The following is a 13,259-nucleotide window of genomic DNA, read 5'->3' on the forward strand; positions in this document are numbered from 1 at the left end:
CCCGGTCGCCGCTCGCGACGTTGCGGACGACGGCCGGGCAGATCAAGCGAGAAGACAAAGGCAGACTTTCGTTCCGCATCAGTCCCCGTTGTTCAGGAGAGACGAATGAGCTCGCTGTCGGCTACCATTCAGGATGTGTTCAACGAGCCCGGTTGCGGCAAGAATGCGAACAAGACGGAGGCGGAACGCAAGAAGGGATGCACCAAGCAGTTGCAGCCCGGCGGCGCAGCCGGCGGTTGCGCCTTCGACGGTGCCAAGATCGCGTTGCAGCCCTTGACCGATGTCGCCCATCTCGTCCATGGCCCGATCGCCTGTGAAGGTAACTCCTGGGACAATCGTGGATCGCGATCATCGGGGTCGAATATCTGGCGCACCGGCTTCACCACTGACATCAATGAAACCGACATCGTATTCGGTGGCGAGAAGCGGCTCTACAAGGCGGTCAGGGAGATCATCGAAAAGTACGATCCCCCGGCGGTCTTCGTCTACCAGACCTGCGTGCCAGCCATGATCGGCGACGACATCAATGCGGTCTGCAAGGCGGCGTCAGCGAAATTCGGCACGCCTGTGATTCCGGTGAACGCACCCGGCTTCGTTGGGCCCAAGAATCTCGGTAACAAGCTCGCGGGGAAGCTCTGCTCGATCACGTCATCGGGACGCAGGAACCGGAGTTCACCACCCCCTACGATCTCAATATTATCGGCGAATACAATCTCTCGGGTGAACTCTGGCAGGTGAAGCCGCTGCTTGACGAACTCGGCATCCGGATCTTGTCGTGCATTTCCGGCGACGGAAAATATCGCGAGGTTGCGTATTCGCACCGTGCCCGCGCGGCGATGATGGTGTGCTCGAAGGCCATGATCAACGTGGCACGCAAGATGGAAGAACGTTACGGCATTCCGTTCTTCGAGGGCTCGTTCTACGGCATCCAGGATACCAGCGATTCGCTGCGCGAGATTGCCCGGCTGTTGATCGAGCGAGGCGCGCCCGATGAGCTGATGGCCCGTACGGAAGCGGTGATTGCCCGCGAGGAGGCCAAGGCCTGGGCGTCGATCGAGCCCTACAAGCCGCGCTTTGCCGGAAAGAAAGTTTTGCTGATTACCGGCGGCGTCAAGTCCTGGTCGGTGGTGGCTGCGCTGCAGGAGGCGGGCCTCGAAATGGTCGGCACCAGCGTCAAGAAATCCACCAAAGAGGACAAGGAGCGGATCAAGGAGTTGATGGGCCAGGATGCCCACATGATCGACGATATGACGCCGCGCGAGATGTACAAGATGCTGAAGGACGCCAAAGCGGACATCATGCTGTCGGGTGGCAAATCGCAATTTGTCGCGCTCAAGGCCGCGATGCCCTGGCTCGACATCAACCAGGAGCGCAGCCATGCCTATATGGGCTACGTCGGCATGCCGAAGCTGATGGAGGAGATCGACAAGGCGCTCTATAATCCGGTCTGGGAGCAGCTTCGCCAGCCGGCGCCCTGGGACAATGTTGCCAGCAACTGGCAGGCCAAGGCGATCGAGCAAATGGGCGCCGAGGCGGCCCAGCTGGCCGCCGACCCGGTGGCCGCAGAAGCCGCGCGCCGCGCCGCGAAGATCTGCAACTGCAAGTCGGTCGATCTCGGGACCATCGAGGATGCAATCCAAGCTCATGGACTGACCACGGTCGACGGGATCAAGCAGCATACCAATGCGTCCGGCGGCTGCAGCTTCTGCTCGGTGCGAATCGCGAAGATCCTCGCCACTGCGCCGACCGTAGTTGCCACGCCGGCGCTTCAGGCGGCGGAATAGGACTTCAGATGGCAAAGGTCACGGTCGGAAAAAAGCGTGCGCGGTCAATCCGCTGAAGATGAGTCAGCCGATCGGGGGGCGTTCGCCTTTATGGGGCTGCGCGGATCGATGCCGCTGTTGCACGGATCGCAGGGCTGCACGTCATTCGGCCTGACCCTGTTCGTGCGGCACTTCAAAGAAGCCGTCCCGCTGCAAACGACGGCCATGAGTGAAGTCGCGACGGTGCTCGGCGGGTACGACAATGTCGAACAGGCGATCCTCAACATCCACAAGCGGACCAAGCCGGAGATCATCGGCATCTGCTCCACCGGCGTCACCGAAACCAAGGGCGATGACGTCGAGGGCTATATCAAGACGATCCGGCAGAAGCATCCGGAACTGGCAGCGTTTCCGTTGGTCTATGTGTCGACTCCCGACTTCAAGGATGCGTTCCAGGATGGCTGGGAGAAGACCGTGGCGCGCATCGTCGAGGTGCTGGTGAAGACACCCGTCAACGACACGCGCCGTGATCCCAAGCGGGTCAATGTGCTGCCCGGATGCCATCTCACGCCCGGTGACCTCGACGAAATCCGGAACATGATCGAGGATTTCGGGCTTGAGCCGTCGTTCCTGCCCGATCTAGCGGGCTCGCTTGACGGCCATATTCCCGACGAGTTCGTGCCGACCACGATTGGCGGCATCGGCGTGGAAGAGATTGCCACCATGGGCCAGGCCTCCTGGACCATTGCCATTGGCGCGCAGATGCGACGGGCTGCCGAGGCCATGGAGACCAAGGCCGGGGTGCCGTTCCGGCTGTTCGAGCGGCTGTGTGGCCTGCGTCCCAATGACGAGTTCCTGGTTTTCCTGAGCGAGATTTCCGGACGTCCGGTGCCGCTGAAGTACCGCCGTCTGCGCGGCCAGCTAGCCGATGCCATGCTCGACGCGCATTTCCACCTCGGCGGTCGCAAGCTGGCGATTGGCGCCGAGCCGGACCTTCTGTTCGATCTGTCGAGCATGCTTCACGAGATGGGAACCAAGGTGACGGTGGCGATCACGACCACGCAGTCGCCGGTGCTGGAGCGGATCAAGGCCGAGGAAGTGCTGATCGGCGATCTCGAGGACCTCGAGACTCTCGCAAAGGAGCGCGGCTGCAATCTGCTGATCTCTCATTCGCATGGCCGTCAGGCCGCGGAACGGCTGCAGATCCCGTTCTATCGCGCGGGATTTCCGATGTTCGATCGGCTCGGCGCCGGACATCAGCTTTCGGTCGGCTATCGCGGCACCCGTGATCTGATCTTCGATATAGCCAATATGATCATCGCCGACCACGAGGAAAATCACCAGGCGACGCCGGATACGTGGCGCAACGCCGAGAGCGATCCGCCGGCAACGATCGACGCTGCAACCTTGCACTGAGGCGAGACGAAAGGACGGAAACCGATGAAGATCGCATTCGCGACCCAGGACCTGAAACGCGTCGACGCCCATTTTGGCTGGGCGAAGAATATCGCGATCTATGAGATCGGCCCTTGGGGGCACAAATTCCTTGAGGCCATCCAGTTCGAGGGCGACCTCAAGGAAGATGGCAATGAGGACAAGCTCGCGCCGAAGATCGACGCCATCAAGGATTGCGCAATTCTCTATGTCGCGGCAATCGGCGGTTCCGGAGCGGCAAGGGTCGTCGCTAACAACATCCATCCCATGAAAGTGAATCAGCCCGAGGAAATCACCGATCTTCTGGCCAAGCTTGAAGACGTGCTGAAGGGCACGCCGCCGCCATGGCTGCGCAAGGCCCTGGCGAAGGATAAGGAACGTGTGCTGGATTTTGAGGACTAAGGGATCAACATGACTGATATTGCTGCAGTGATCGAACCGAATCCCGCCGCCGAGGCTCCTTTCATCAAGGAGTTGATCAAGATATGGCGCGCGCAGGACAGTCATGGCGCGTGGGAGGGAAAGAGCGATTTATCTCTTCTCGATCCGTACATACTGGACAAGGAAGCGCGCCGGGCGCTGCCGATCATCGGAGATCCCGATCCGGAGACCATCTGGCGGATCGAGCTGTTCTTTAATGCGGTTGCGCTGTCGATCGAACGCGCCACTGGCGTCATGGTTTCGCCGATGCTGAAGATGAGCCATGAGGGCTTTGGCCGCATGGTGCTCATCGGCGGCCGACTGATTGTCGTCAACAAGCAGTTGCGCGACGTGCATCGCTTCGGCTTCGACAATCTCGGAAAACTGGCCGACGAAGGCACCAAGTATGTCAATGCCGGCATCGAGATGATCGATAAATTCAAAGAAGTCGCAGAATACTGAGGTGTCCCATGAGTGACCTGGAATCCCTGAAAGCCGAGATCAAGAAGCTGTCGGCGAAAGCGACCCAGTCGAAGATGGATCTCCATGATCTGTCCGAGGAACTGCCGCTGCAATGGCAAACGATTCTGACCGTTGCGCAACGCGCCTACGATGCGTTCGCCGAACTGGAGCAGAAGCGTGCGGCGTTGAAGAGCCTCGAATCCGCCTAGCAGGGGGCATTGACCGTGAGCAACATCACCCGAGACGGCCGCGACTGGCAGGCCGCCTACCTCTTGGCGATCGACGAGCAGAAATGCATCGGTTGCGGCCGCTGCTTCAAGGTGTGTGGCCGTGACGTGATGACGCTCAAGGGGCTCACCGACGAAGGCGAGTTCGTCGATCTCGACGACGACGAGGACGAGGTCGAGAAAAAGATCATGGTGATGAACGATCAGGGAGCCTGCATCGGTTGCGGTGCCTGTGCCCGGGTCTGCCCGACCAATTGCCAGACACATGCAACGGAGGGAATAGCGCCGCCGCCAGGCGGAAGGCTGCGCGATGAGTAAAACGTCCGTTGCCAAATTCAACATCGGGCAGGTTACCCGGCACCGAGTGCACGCCTTTCGCGGCGTGGTGTTCGACGTTGATCCGGAATATGCCGATAGTACGCCTTCGTACGATCGGGTTTTCCTGATCGAGGGGCGACAACGCCAGGATCAGCCGTTCTATTATCTGTTCGCCGAGAACGAACAGGCGCCCTATATCGCTTACGTGTCCGAACAGAATTTGCTGGCTGACACCTCCGACGAGCCGGTCAGCCATCCCGAGGTGGACGGCATGTTCGAGCGCGACGAAAATGGCGGCTATCGACCGCGCAGGGCGATGCTGAACTAGCCTCGCGCGCATCGCGTGAGCGATAGAGACTACTCGATGCCCTGTTCGCGGGCTTTCCACATGGCGGCGATCCTGAACCGCTCGTTGATGGCGGCCGGGCTGGCCAGGATTTGCGCTTCGGCCTCACTGAAGGCGGCAGCCACGGAGTCTGCTTCCTCGCGCGTCAGCGTCACCCGTCCTGCCATATGGGTCGCATCAGGTGCGGCCATCCATATCGCGCGCTGGTTCGGGTGCAGCTTGACCTCGATCAGCTCGAAGGCCTCGAGCTGGCCATCGAGACAGATTGCCAGCCCGATCACCTCCAGCTTCCGCCCGTCCTGCGTGGTCTTGATGAGGGTCGCCATGTCACTCTCCGTCTTGCGTTGCGAGCCAGCTATAGCCGCCCTGGTCCCACAGTTGGGCCAGAGTCTGGTCCGCCTTCCAGTCTGGGTATTGCAGCTGGATTGCCTGGTAGTCCGCTTGAAACCGCGTCGCATCTTCTCCCTGGAGATGGGCTGTATAGAAGTCGGCTTTTGAGCGCAGGATGAACAAGGTGTGATCCAGCGTCGTCAACAGTTCGTAATCCTTGCCGTCTGCGATCATGCTCATCGGCGCTTGAACCTCGCTCATGGACGCAGCTCTCCTTTGCATGGATGTGTCAGGCAGCGACCGCCGGCGTATGCTCGGCCAGTCCCCATTCCGCCCACGAACCGTCATAGACGGCGGCAGTGGTATGTCCGAGCAGGTAGAGCCCGAGCGCCACCACGCAGGATGTGATGCCTGATGCGCAACTGGTCGCGATTGGACGCCGCAGGTCGATACCGGCGGCGGCAAATCGCGCCGCAGGGGCTTCCGGTGCAATGACCGTTCCGCTCTCGGCGTGAATGAGATCGGCCCAGGGAATATTGGTGGCGTTTGGAATGTGCCCGAGCTTCCTGAACGGGAACACGTCCTCCTGGGTGCCGTCGAACTTGCCGGGGCCGCGAGCGTCGATTACCTGTGCCGCGCCGGTTACGACATTTTGCGTCATGTCGTGCAATCCGCGCACGAGAGCAGGCTGGTATGTTGCAGAAAACGATTGCGGTTCCGGCCGCACCATCGACATGTCGGCCGGCAGCTTCTCGTTGGTCCATTTTCCAAATCCGCCGTCGAGCATCGCGACTTTGCCGAAGCCGAACGCCCGAAACATCCACCACACCCGAGCTGCTGCAGCGCCGCCGTACAGGCGGTCGTAAACCACGATGCGATCGCCATCGCTGATCCCGAGCAGGCCGACCTTCTTGGCAAAGTCGGCGGCGGTGGGCAGCATGTGCGGAAGCGGGTTAGCCCTGTCGGAGATGTGGTCGATATCGAAATGGACCGATCCCGGAATATGTCGCCCCCGGTACTGCGTGCGTCCATCAAGATTGGTGCTGGCGTGATGCCAGGTGCAATCGAGCACCCGGAGATCGGGGTCACCGAGATGCTCCGCCAACCACTCTGTGCTCACCAGCGGTTCGGGATTTGCATAACTCATATCCGTGAAATCTCCCTGTCAGAAAGCAGACAAAGTCACCAAAAGACAGCCGTCCGGAAATTCAGGAATGACCTGACCCGTCGGTCGGCGCTACGCGGTCGGCATTGGATAGCCGGTACGGGGGCGCGTATCGTAGTATTCCGGCCATCCGCCTCCCGCGATGATCTCGAATGTTGCGATCTTAACCGGTGCGCCCTGTGAGAAAGAGACCTCGCTGAATTTGACCTCCCGATTGCCGGGGCCGGCGGAAAAATCCGCCACAACAGTGCCGTCCGCCTTCCGCGCCCGGGCGAAGCCTGGCGTACCGACGCTGCTCGCCGGGACAGGGTTGGCGGCAAACACCGGGCTTTCGATGCCGTCGCTCGCGGCGGTGAAGGCCGGCGACGCAAAGGTGAATGTCGCCAACGGCGCGCTACGCTCAATCGGCAGATCGGCGGTCGACGGGCGGGCCACCGAATAGACTGTCAGCGTACCGCCATCGAGCAGTGCCTTCAGCTCATCGAGTGAACAAGCCGCCAAATCCGTTGTGACATTCATGTCAATCTCCTCGCATTGGTGCGTTGGATAGCGATTATCAAGTTCTATGCCAGTTGAATGTCGACGCCGCAGCTCGCTGTCTATTCGATCAAGAGTCCGAGCTTGCCTGAATCTTGCAGAGCCACGGAAAGGAGCGAGGTGGTGGAGCTGATCGATGCTGGATACGGCGATCGTTGGCGGCGGCTTAAGTGGCGTCGCGCTGGCGCGAAGTCTTTTGAGGCAGGGCAGATCCGTGGCCTTGTTCGAGGCGCGGGAGCGGCTCGGCGGCCGCATCCTGACGGTCGCGACCGCTGATACCGGAGCCAAGGTGGACCTCGGTCCGACGTGGTTCTGGCCCGATACGCAGCCTCTGATGAAGAACCTGGTCGCAGAACTCGGACTGGCCAGTATCCCGCAGCATGATGACGGTTCGTCGCTGCATCTGAGCGATCCCGACAAGGCGCCGGATCGCGTCGTCGGCAAACAGTTGCATGCTGGTGCGCGACGTCTGCCGGGAGGAATGGGGCAACTCATTGAGCTGATCGCCCGGGAGCTGCCGCCAGATCTCGTGTATCTCGATCATGTCCTGACCGAGGTCAGGGATTGCACCGACCACGTCGTGCTGACCTTTGGCAATGGCGACGATATCGTCGAGGTCAGCGCGCGGCATGTCGTGCTCGCCGTTCCGCCGCGCTTGCTGGAGGAGGGGGTCCGTTTCACGCCGGCGCTCGATGAGGCCACGTTGGAGGCCATGCAGGGCTGCGCAACCTGGATGGCGGCGCAGGCCAAGGTGGTCTTCCCTTACAGCCGGGCTTTCTGGCGCGATGCCGGGCAATCCGGCAATGCCTTCGTTACGCATGGGCAGGCAGTTGTCGGTGAGATATTCGACGCCTGTAACGGCGATGCAAGTTACGCAGCGCTGGGCGGGTTCCTCGCTCTGTCGCCGGATATGCGCGCCAGTTTCAGCGCCGGGCTGCCGCTGCTGATGACCAGCCAGATGGTACAGGTTTTTGGATCCATGCTCGAACCGGCGGAACAGCTCTACCAGGATTGGGCAAACGAGACCTTTACCTGCAGTGCACGAGATCGCGCCTCGCCCGCCAGCGAATACGCATTTGCCGTCAACCCAATGCTGCGACGGCCGCAATGGGATGGCAGGTTGTATCTGGCGGGCGCGGAGACGGCAGCGACGGGGGCGGGCTATCTCGAAGGCGCGCTGGAGGCTGCTAGGCGGGTGGATCTGTCGCTAAACCGCGGCTCGACCAAAGCGGCGGGCGGGGGCCTGACGCGTCGCCCTCCGACAACAGTCCGGCGTCAATCAACGCAACCAGTCTTGCCCGGTTTTCCAAGTGGGTGTTCGAGCAGCAGAATGTGACGTTCGATACCTATCGTCACCGCCTCAACCAGAATCTTGCGGTCCAGCAGAGAGAGCAGCTGACCCAGCACGCGCTTCTCGAAGCGATGGAAGACCTGTTCGACGATGCGCTCAAAATGCTGGAAGCGTTACCCTTCGCGATGAGCGCGGTGCCAGTTGAACGTGGCAGATCGCCTTTGACGCCGGAGATTCAGCAGCCGTTCGGCATTCTCATGCGGTCGGTGTTCGACGATGTCGTCGCCTTCAACCGGACGTCGTGCGCGCTGTCGAACTTTCCCGACGAGCATCACCTGTCCCAGGAATACCGCCAGGTTATCCTGGGCGACATCGCTGCGGCCTGGCTGGAGTTCTCGCTCGCTGCCAACCGCCTGCTGGTCGCGAAGGCCAGTTCGGGCGGTCACCGCCCCAGGTCAGTGGCTCTCACAAGCGTTTCGTCACGAAGGAGGCCAATATGACCGATCATGTCGCCTATGCGATTTGCGGGATGAACGAGATACCGAGCCAGAAGGCGAGAGGGTTTCATCTGATGATCGTGGCTGAAGACGGTAGCCACAAGCCTTGGCCGATCATCGTGGTGCGCTGGGGCAGGCAGGTATTCGGCTATCTCAACAGGTGTCCGCATGACGGGGGCAATCTCGATTGGGAGCGAAACCAGTTTCTCGACCAGAATGGCACCCGGCTCATGTGCGGCAAGCACGGTGCAACCTTCGAACTGGGGACCGGCAAATGTGTCGACGGCCCGTGTAAGGGAAAGAACCTGACGCCGGTGGCACTGACGGTGCTCGACAACGACATCTGCGTTACCGGTGTAACCCTGATCGAAGATGAAGATGTCGAGTCCAACAAGGTGGAGGCCTGACCCGAGGCGTTCGAGAACGGAGATGAGAGACGCTTAGACCGGACGGTTTTCGTTGCGGTTCTTGACCGGCTCCATGCGGGTCACGCCTTCTTCGAAGGTGATGACGTCGTATTCTTCGTTGAAGCCCATGGCCGCGTCGAGCAGGTAGTCGAGCTTTCCGGCGGTGTTGAGCTTTTTCACGTCGTTCTTGTCGATGCTCATCAGATCCATCATCTCCTTCCACACGGTCGATTCATCGCAAGGCAGCACGAAGAAGGTCACACCGCGAAGGCTGACACGGTACTTGGCCAGCAGATCGATGTTGTTGCAGAAGATAAAGTAGGTGCCGCCCGGCGAAAGCAGGCCGTCCAACACGGCAGAAACCACATCGAGATAGGCGAAGGAGTGGATATATCCGACGAGAATCGGAATCGTGGCGTCGTCCTGCTGCACCACGGTCAGGACTTGCTCGACCGAAAACTCCGGCGGGCGCTTTTCGTCAGCGAGTTGGGTCTGGAACTTGAGCGCGATATCGCCCCTGAAGCCAAACCGGCCTAGTTTCGTTGTCGGTCCTTTGAAAACGGCATTGAGCAGACGTCCTTCCCGGTCCAGCCGGCCGAGGGCGGTGGTCTCGATCGACGTGGGCGCACTCATCTCAATCGTCGTCATCTAACATCTCCGGTTTCGTATAAAGCGCGACGAGACGCCGCTGCCGCAAGCCGCTATGCAAATTGTCTGCCGGTTAGGAGCGGTCGCTGTTGGTTGCCAAGTCGTGTTCGAGCGTTGCGCGATCTTCCGTGGCATCGATCTCAGCCCGACGACGGCGTCTGTCAACGCCGGACTGCGGCAAGCCATCCTGTCGGAAACCTGACACGCGTCGCAAAGCCAACAGCGCGCACGCGATATCTAAACAATATCAGCAGGTTAATAGATGGCATAGGTCTTGCCAGTTAATAGCTCGAAAGTCCCGTGGAAGCGAGAGAGCGAGCGATGATCAATCTGACCGACAGCGCACTCAACGCGGTGCGCAACGCGATATCGGCAGCTGACAAGCCGGTCGACGGCCTGCGCATCATGGTCGAGGCGGGTGGCTGCGCAGGCTACAAATACAATATGGGTCTCGTCGACGCCATCGATCCCGACGACACCGTGATCGAACGCGATGGCGTACGGGTGTTTGTCGACATGAAAAGCCACGAATACCTGGCCGGCACCACCATTGATTTCGTGGTGGCGCTCGAGGGATCGGGATTCACTTTCGAGAATCCTAACGCCAAGGCGAGCTGCGGTTGCGGCAAGTCATTCGCCTGAGACGCTGACGCGATCGATTTTTGAGGTCTGTTATGGAAGAAGGCCGGGCCATGCTGGTTGAACCAGAAGTTATGAAGCAGGCGCCGTCGCAGGATGACGAGCGCAGCCGGATCATCAGGGCGGTGATCGAGGAAATTCGTCCGAACCTGCAGCGTGACGGAGGCGATTGCCAGCTGATCGAAATCGACGGCAACAAGATCATGGTCAGGCTCACGGGCGCCTGCGTGTTCTGCAAATTGAGCAGTGCCACACTCGAGGGCATCCAGTCCAAGGTGGTGGAGAGGCTCGGCGAGCTTGTTCGCATTATCCCGGTCGCAGGAGCCGCGAAACCGCGGCATTAGAGGGGCGCCCGTGCGACCAGTCTATCTTGACAACAATGCGACCACGCGCACGGATCCTGCCGTGGTCGCGGCGATGTTGCCGTTCTTTTGCGATCAGTTTGGGAATGCCTCGTCATCCCACGCCTTTGGTAACGATGTCGCTGGTGCCCTTAGGCACGCGCGCAGAAGCCTGCAGGCGCTTCTGGGCGCGGCCTTCGATCATGAAATCGTCTTCACGTCCGGCGGAACCGAAGCCGACAATACCGCCATTCTGTCCGCGCTCGACAACCGGGATGGCCGCAACGAGATCGTGACGTCGGCAGTCGAGCATCCCGCCATCCTGACTCCGCTTGATTATCTTGAGCATGCGCGCGGGATCAAGGTGCATCGGATCGGCGTCGATGCGCGCGGAGGGCTGGACATCGAAGCGTTCCGCCGGGCGCTTGGCCGACGTACTGCCATGGCCTCGGTGATGTCTGCCAACAACGAAACCGGGACGCTGTTTCCGGTCGCGGAACTCGCTGAAATGGCGCATCGCGCCGGCGCGCTGTTCCACACCGATGCCGTGCAGGCCGTCGGCAAAGTGCCGCTCGACCTGAAAGCGACGCAGATCGATATGCTGTCGCTTTCGGGACACAAGCTACACGGTCCCAAAGGAATTGGAGCGATCTACCTGCGAAAGGGCACGCCGTTCAATCCGCTTATGCGCGGCGGCCCGCAGGAGCGCCGTCGGCGCGGGGGCACCGAGAACGTGCCGGGCATTGTGGGCCTGGGCAAGGCAGCCGAACTGGCGTTGTCGCTCATGCAGGGCGAGCAGGGCCGTGTCAGCGCCCTGCGTGACCATCTCGAGCGGGGCATCCTCGATCTCGGCCAATGCATGGTGTTGGGCGATACGGAGAACCGGCTGCCGAATACATCGAATATTGCATTCGAGCATCTCGAGGGCGAGGCCATTCTCCATCACCTCGGCAAGGCGAGTATCGCTGCCTCTCTCGGCTCGGCCTGTGCGTCCGGATCGATGGAGCCGTCGCATGTGCTGCGCGCGATGAATGTGCGGCCTTCGGCGCTGCGCGGTGCTATCCGCTTTTCGCTGTCGCGCGACAACACGATTGACGATGTCGCCCGCGTCCTCAGCCTGATGCCCGACATTGTCGCCAAGCTGAGGGCGCTGTCACCCTCTGCACGTACGCAGGCGCCAATGACGGCGAGCCTGTCCCCAGCCTCGGAACTTACCTGATGAAAATCATGATTCGCCGCTCTCCTGAGACGGGCCTTTCCATTTACGTGCCCAAGAAGGATCTGGAAGAGCCGATTGTCGAATTCGAACATGAATCGCTGTGGGGTGGCTGGATCCGCATCGCCAACGGATGGGTGCTCGATCTGCCGCAAATGGCGGTTGGCACGTCGCTGCCGATCACGGTCAACGCGAAGAAGCGTGGCGGCCAAGAGAGTGAGGACTGATGAACGCTCCAATTTCCCCGATCGACTTCATCAAACACGCGGATGCCGAAACAGCGCTGGCAAACTTAGCGATGCAATTGCGCGCGGGCAGCATCGTCCCCTATCTCGGCCCGGGCCTTGCCGACACCCTGAAGCCGCTCGCGCCGATGAATCCGGAAACCTTGGCGGCATTCTTCGGCACCAAAGTAGCGTTGCCGCGGCGTGCCAAGGGCAATGCCTGGGCGGCCGCGCAGCACATCGAGAGTTTCAAGCACCGCTCGACGGTCACTTCCCTGATGTCCGAGGCGTTTGCAACGCCGGTCGAGCCCACGGCCCTGCATCACTACCTCGCCACGCTGCAGCTGCCGATGATCGTCGATAGCTGGTATGATGGCGCGATGCGCACGGTGCTCTCCCAGCGCAGCGATTGGGGTGAAATCCAGGGCATCACCCGCGCCGGGATCGGCGAAGACCGCTGGTATCGATTCTATGACGCGGCAGGCGCCGAATCCGATCGTTCGGCTGCCAGCGGCTGGAAAACACTGCTTTACAAACCGCACGGCTCTATCACTCCGGTAAAGAATTTCCTGATTTCAGATGCCGACTATGTCGAGGTGCTGACCGAAATTGACATCCAGACACCGATCCCCGATGCGGTGAAGGACCGACGCACCGAGCGCAGTTTTCTGTTCATCGGCTGTCGCTTCAACGACCAACTGCTGAGGACCTACGCGCGCCAGGTCACCAAGCGTTCATCGGCGTTGCACTACGTCATCGTCCAGCCTGAGACGCTGTCGAAGAACGAGGTCAAGTTCTTCGTCAGCCAGGGTTTGACACCCATCGCGACCCCGCTCGATCGGGCGGTGGAGGTTCTGCTCAGCGCAGCCTGAAAAAGTTCGGCTTATCGCATAGTGCCCGGCGCCACCGGCGTTCTCCGGGCGCGCCATGCGTTGGCCTTCGCGATGAATTCATGACGCAGCCGTTTCAATAAGCGCGAACGCTGTCTGTAACG

The 13,259-nt window shown here is 60.7% G+C and carries 18 protein-coding genes and 2 pseudogenes; 15 read left to right on the forward strand and 5 right to left on the reverse strand.

Annotated elements, in window-relative coordinates; genetic code table 11:
- Positions 1 to 105: 105 nt before the first annotated feature.
- The 7 genes and pseudogenes from nifE to hspQ all read left to right on the forward strand — a co-directional run bounded on the left by nifE (position 106) and on the right by hspQ (position 4,952).
- A pseudogene (gene nifE / locus ONR75_RS06095) lies at positions 106 to 1,784 on the forward strand (nitrogenase iron-molybdenum cofactor biosynthesis protein NifE).
- Positions 1,785 to 1,792: 8 nt separating this feature from the next.
- Positions 1,793 to 3,179 (forward strand): annotated as a pseudogene (gene nifN, locus ONR75_RS06100) (nitrogenase iron-molybdenum cofactor biosynthesis protein NifN).
- Between the two features lie 24 nt (positions 3,180 to 3,203).
- Positions 3,204 to 3,599, forward strand: a complete 396-nt coding sequence (nifX, locus tag ONR75_RS06105; RefSeq protein WP_265081822.1) for a nitrogen fixation protein NifX — start codon at positions 3,204 to 3,206, stop codon at positions 3,597 to 3,599.
- Positions 3,600 to 3,608: 9 nt separating this feature from the next.
- Positions 3,609 to 4,079, forward strand: coding sequence for a NifX-associated nitrogen fixation protein (locus tag ONR75_RS06110; protein WP_265081823.1), 471 nt, complete (start codon positions 3,609 to 3,611; stop codon positions 4,077 to 4,079).
- An 8-nt stretch (positions 4,080 to 4,087) separates the two neighbouring features.
- The gene (locus ONR75_RS06115; RefSeq protein ID WP_265081824.1) at positions 4,088 to 4,288 is read left to right on the forward strand and encodes a CCE_0567 family metalloprotein; all 201 of its coding nucleotides are present in this window, start codon (positions 4,088 to 4,090) and stop codon (positions 4,286 to 4,288) included.
- A 15-nt stretch (positions 4,289 to 4,303) separates the two neighbouring features.
- Complete coding sequence (gene fdxB, locus ONR75_RS06120; RefSeq protein ID WP_265081825.1) at positions 4,304 to 4,624, forward strand: ferredoxin III, nif-specific; 321 nt, start codon at positions 4,304 to 4,306, stop codon at positions 4,622 to 4,624.
- Positions 4,617 to 4,952 carry a heat shock protein HspQ gene (gene hspQ / locus ONR75_RS06125; RefSeq protein ID WP_265081826.1) on the forward strand — a complete coding sequence of 112 codons (336 nt, stop codon included), beginning with the start codon at positions 4,617 to 4,619 and terminating at the stop codon, positions 4,950 to 4,952. Before fdxB ends, hspQ begins: the two co-directional genes overlap by 8 nt.
- Before the next feature lie 29 nt (positions 4,953 to 4,981).
- Here hspQ and ONR75_RS06130 read toward each other — a convergent pair whose 3' ends face one another.
- The 4 genes from ONR75_RS06130 to ONR75_RS06145 form a co-directional block, all read right to left on the reverse strand.
- Entirely contained in the window at positions 4,982 to 5,296 is a 315-nt protein-coding gene (locus ONR75_RS06130) for a hypothetical protein (RefSeq protein WP_265081827.1), read from the reverse strand.
- Position 5,297: 1 nt separating this feature from the next.
- Entirely contained in the window at positions 5,298 to 5,561 is a 264-nt protein-coding gene (locus tag ONR75_RS06135) for a hypothetical protein (RefSeq protein ID WP_265081828.1), read from the reverse strand.
- A gap of 28 nt (positions 5,562 to 5,589) precedes the next feature.
- The gene (locus ONR75_RS06140; protein WP_265081829.1) at positions 5,590 to 6,447 is read right to left on the reverse strand and encodes a sulfurtransferase; all 858 of its coding nucleotides are present in this window, start codon (positions 6,445 to 6,447) and stop codon (positions 5,590 to 5,592) included.
- A 90-nt stretch (positions 6,448 to 6,537) separates the two neighbouring features.
- Positions 6,538 to 6,984 (reverse strand): hypothetical protein, encoded by a 447-nt coding sequence (locus ONR75_RS06145; RefSeq protein WP_265081830.1) that lies wholly within the window; start codon positions 6,982 to 6,984, stop codon positions 6,538 to 6,540.
- 154 nt (positions 6,985 to 7,138) lie between these two features.
- Here ONR75_RS06145 and ONR75_RS06150 point away from each other — a divergent pair, with 154 nt between their 5' ends.
- The 3 genes from ONR75_RS06150 to ONR75_RS06155 are packed head-to-tail and all read left to right on the forward strand — an operon-like array spanning position 7,139 to position 9,197.
- On the forward strand, positions 7,139 to 8,338 hold the full coding sequence (locus ONR75_RS06150) for a flavin monoamine oxidase family protein (RefSeq protein WP_320109700.1): 1,200 nt from the start codon (positions 7,139 to 7,141) through the stop codon (positions 8,336 to 8,338).
- Positions 8,335 to 8,793: a hypothetical protein gene (locus ONR75_RS32370; RefSeq protein WP_320109701.1), complete on the forward strand. Its 459-nt coding sequence runs from the start codon at positions 8,335 to 8,337 to the stop codon at positions 8,791 to 8,793. The genes ONR75_RS06150 and ONR75_RS32370 overlap by 4 nt, the downstream gene beginning before the upstream one ends.
- Positions 8,790 to 9,197, forward strand: a complete 408-nt coding sequence (locus ONR75_RS06155) for a Rieske (2Fe-2S) protein (protein ID WP_265081831.1) — start codon at positions 8,790 to 8,792, stop codon at positions 9,195 to 9,197. Before ONR75_RS32370 ends, ONR75_RS06155 begins: the two co-directional genes overlap by 4 nt.
- Positions 9,198 to 9,230: 33 nt before the next feature.
- Here ONR75_RS06155 and ONR75_RS06160 read toward each other — a convergent pair whose 3' ends face one another.
- The gene (locus tag ONR75_RS06160) at positions 9,231 to 9,845 is read right to left on the reverse strand and encodes a hypothetical protein (RefSeq protein WP_265081832.1); all 615 of its coding nucleotides are present in this window, start codon (positions 9,843 to 9,845) and stop codon (positions 9,231 to 9,233) included.
- A 321-nt stretch (positions 9,846 to 10,166) separates the two neighbouring features.
- Here ONR75_RS06160 and ONR75_RS06165 point away from each other — a divergent pair, with 321 nt between their 5' ends.
- From ONR75_RS06165 to ONR75_RS06185, 5 genes are read left to right on the forward strand one after another with little or no spacing between them, the layout of a single operon-like run.
- The gene (locus tag ONR75_RS06165; RefSeq protein WP_265081833.1) at positions 10,167 to 10,487 is read left to right on the forward strand and encodes a HesB/IscA family protein; all 321 of its coding nucleotides are present in this window, start codon (positions 10,167 to 10,169) and stop codon (positions 10,485 to 10,487) included.
- 50 nt (positions 10,488 to 10,537) lie between these two features.
- Entirely contained in the window at positions 10,538 to 10,828 is a 291-nt protein-coding gene (locus ONR75_RS06170) for a NifU family protein (protein WP_265083551.1), read from the forward strand.
- Positions 10,829 to 10,838: 10 nt separating this feature from the next.
- Positions 10,839 to 12,044: a cysteine desulfurase NifS gene (nifS, locus tag ONR75_RS06175; protein WP_265081834.1), complete on the forward strand. Its 1,206-nt coding sequence runs from the start codon at positions 10,839 to 10,841 to the stop codon at positions 12,042 to 12,044.
- Positions 12,044 to 12,268, forward strand: coding sequence for a putative nitrogen fixation protein NifT (nifT, locus tag ONR75_RS06180; protein WP_265081835.1), 225 nt, complete (start codon positions 12,044 to 12,046; stop codon positions 12,266 to 12,268). The genes nifS and nifT overlap by 1 nt, the downstream gene beginning before the upstream one ends.
- The gene (locus ONR75_RS06185; RefSeq protein ID WP_265081836.1) at positions 12,268 to 13,137 is read left to right on the forward strand and encodes an SIR2 family NAD-dependent protein deacylase; all 870 of its coding nucleotides are present in this window, start codon (positions 12,268 to 12,270) and stop codon (positions 13,135 to 13,137) included. The genes nifT and ONR75_RS06185 overlap by 1 nt, the downstream gene beginning before the upstream one ends.
- Positions 13,138 to 13,259: the final 122 nt, after the last annotated feature.

Source organism: Rhodopseudomonas sp. P2A-2r, assembly GCF_026015985.1.
In the GTDB taxonomy this organism is placed as follows: domain Bacteria; phylum Pseudomonadota; class Alphaproteobacteria; order Rhizobiales; family Xanthobacteraceae; genus Tardiphaga.

Coding starts and splice junctions, on each gene's coding strand:
- nifT (WP_265081835.1), top strand. CDS start 12,044: ATGAAAATCATGATTCGCCGCTCTCCTGAGACGGGCCTTTCCATTTAC.
- ONR75_RS06150 (WP_320109700.1), top strand. CDS start 7,139: ATGCTGGATACGGCGATCGTTGGCGGCGGCTTAAGTGGCGTCGCGCTG.
- ONR75_RS06110 (WP_265081823.1), top strand. CDS start 3,609: ATGACTGATATTGCTGCAGTGATCGAACCGAATCCCGCCGCCGAGGCT.
- ONR75_RS06160 (WP_265081832.1), bottom strand. CDS start 9,845: ATGACGACGATTGAGATGAGTGCGCCCACGTCGATCGAGACCACCGCC.
- ONR75_RS06140 (WP_265081829.1), bottom strand. CDS start 6,447: ATGAGTTATGCAAATCCCGAACCGCTGGTGAGCACAGAGTGGTTGGCG.
- ONR75_RS06115 (WP_265081824.1), top strand. CDS start 4,088: ATGAGTGACCTGGAATCCCTGAAAGCCGAGATCAAGAAGCTGTCGGCG.
- nifX (WP_265081822.1), top strand. CDS start 3,204: ATGAAGATCGCATTCGCGACCCAGGACCTGAAACGCGTCGACGCCCAT.
- ONR75_RS06135 (WP_265081828.1), bottom strand. CDS start 5,561: ATGAGCGAGGTTCAAGCGCCGATGAGCATGATCGCAGACGGCAAGGAT.
- ONR75_RS06165 (WP_265081833.1), top strand. CDS start 10,167: ATGATCAATCTGACCGACAGCGCACTCAACGCGGTGCGCAACGCGATA.
- ONR75_RS06145 (WP_265081830.1), bottom strand. CDS start 6,984: ATGAATGTCACAACGGATTTGGCGGCTTGTTCACTCGATGAGCTGAAG.
- ONR75_RS06170 (WP_265083551.1), top strand. CDS start 10,538: ATGCTGGTTGAACCAGAAGTTATGAAGCAGGCGCCGTCGCAGGATGAC.
- ONR75_RS06185 (WP_265081836.1), top strand. CDS start 12,268: ATGAACGCTCCAATTTCCCCGATCGACTTCATCAAACACGCGGATGCC.
- ONR75_RS06130 (WP_265081827.1), bottom strand. CDS start 5,296: ATGGCGACCCTCATCAAGACCACGCAGGACGGGCGGAAGCTGGAGGTG.
- ONR75_RS06155 (WP_265081831.1), top strand. CDS start 8,790: ATGACCGATCATGTCGCCTATGCGATTTGCGGGATGAACGAGATACCG.
- hspQ (WP_265081826.1), top strand. CDS start 4,617: ATGAGTAAAACGTCCGTTGCCAAATTCAACATCGGGCAGGTTACCCGG.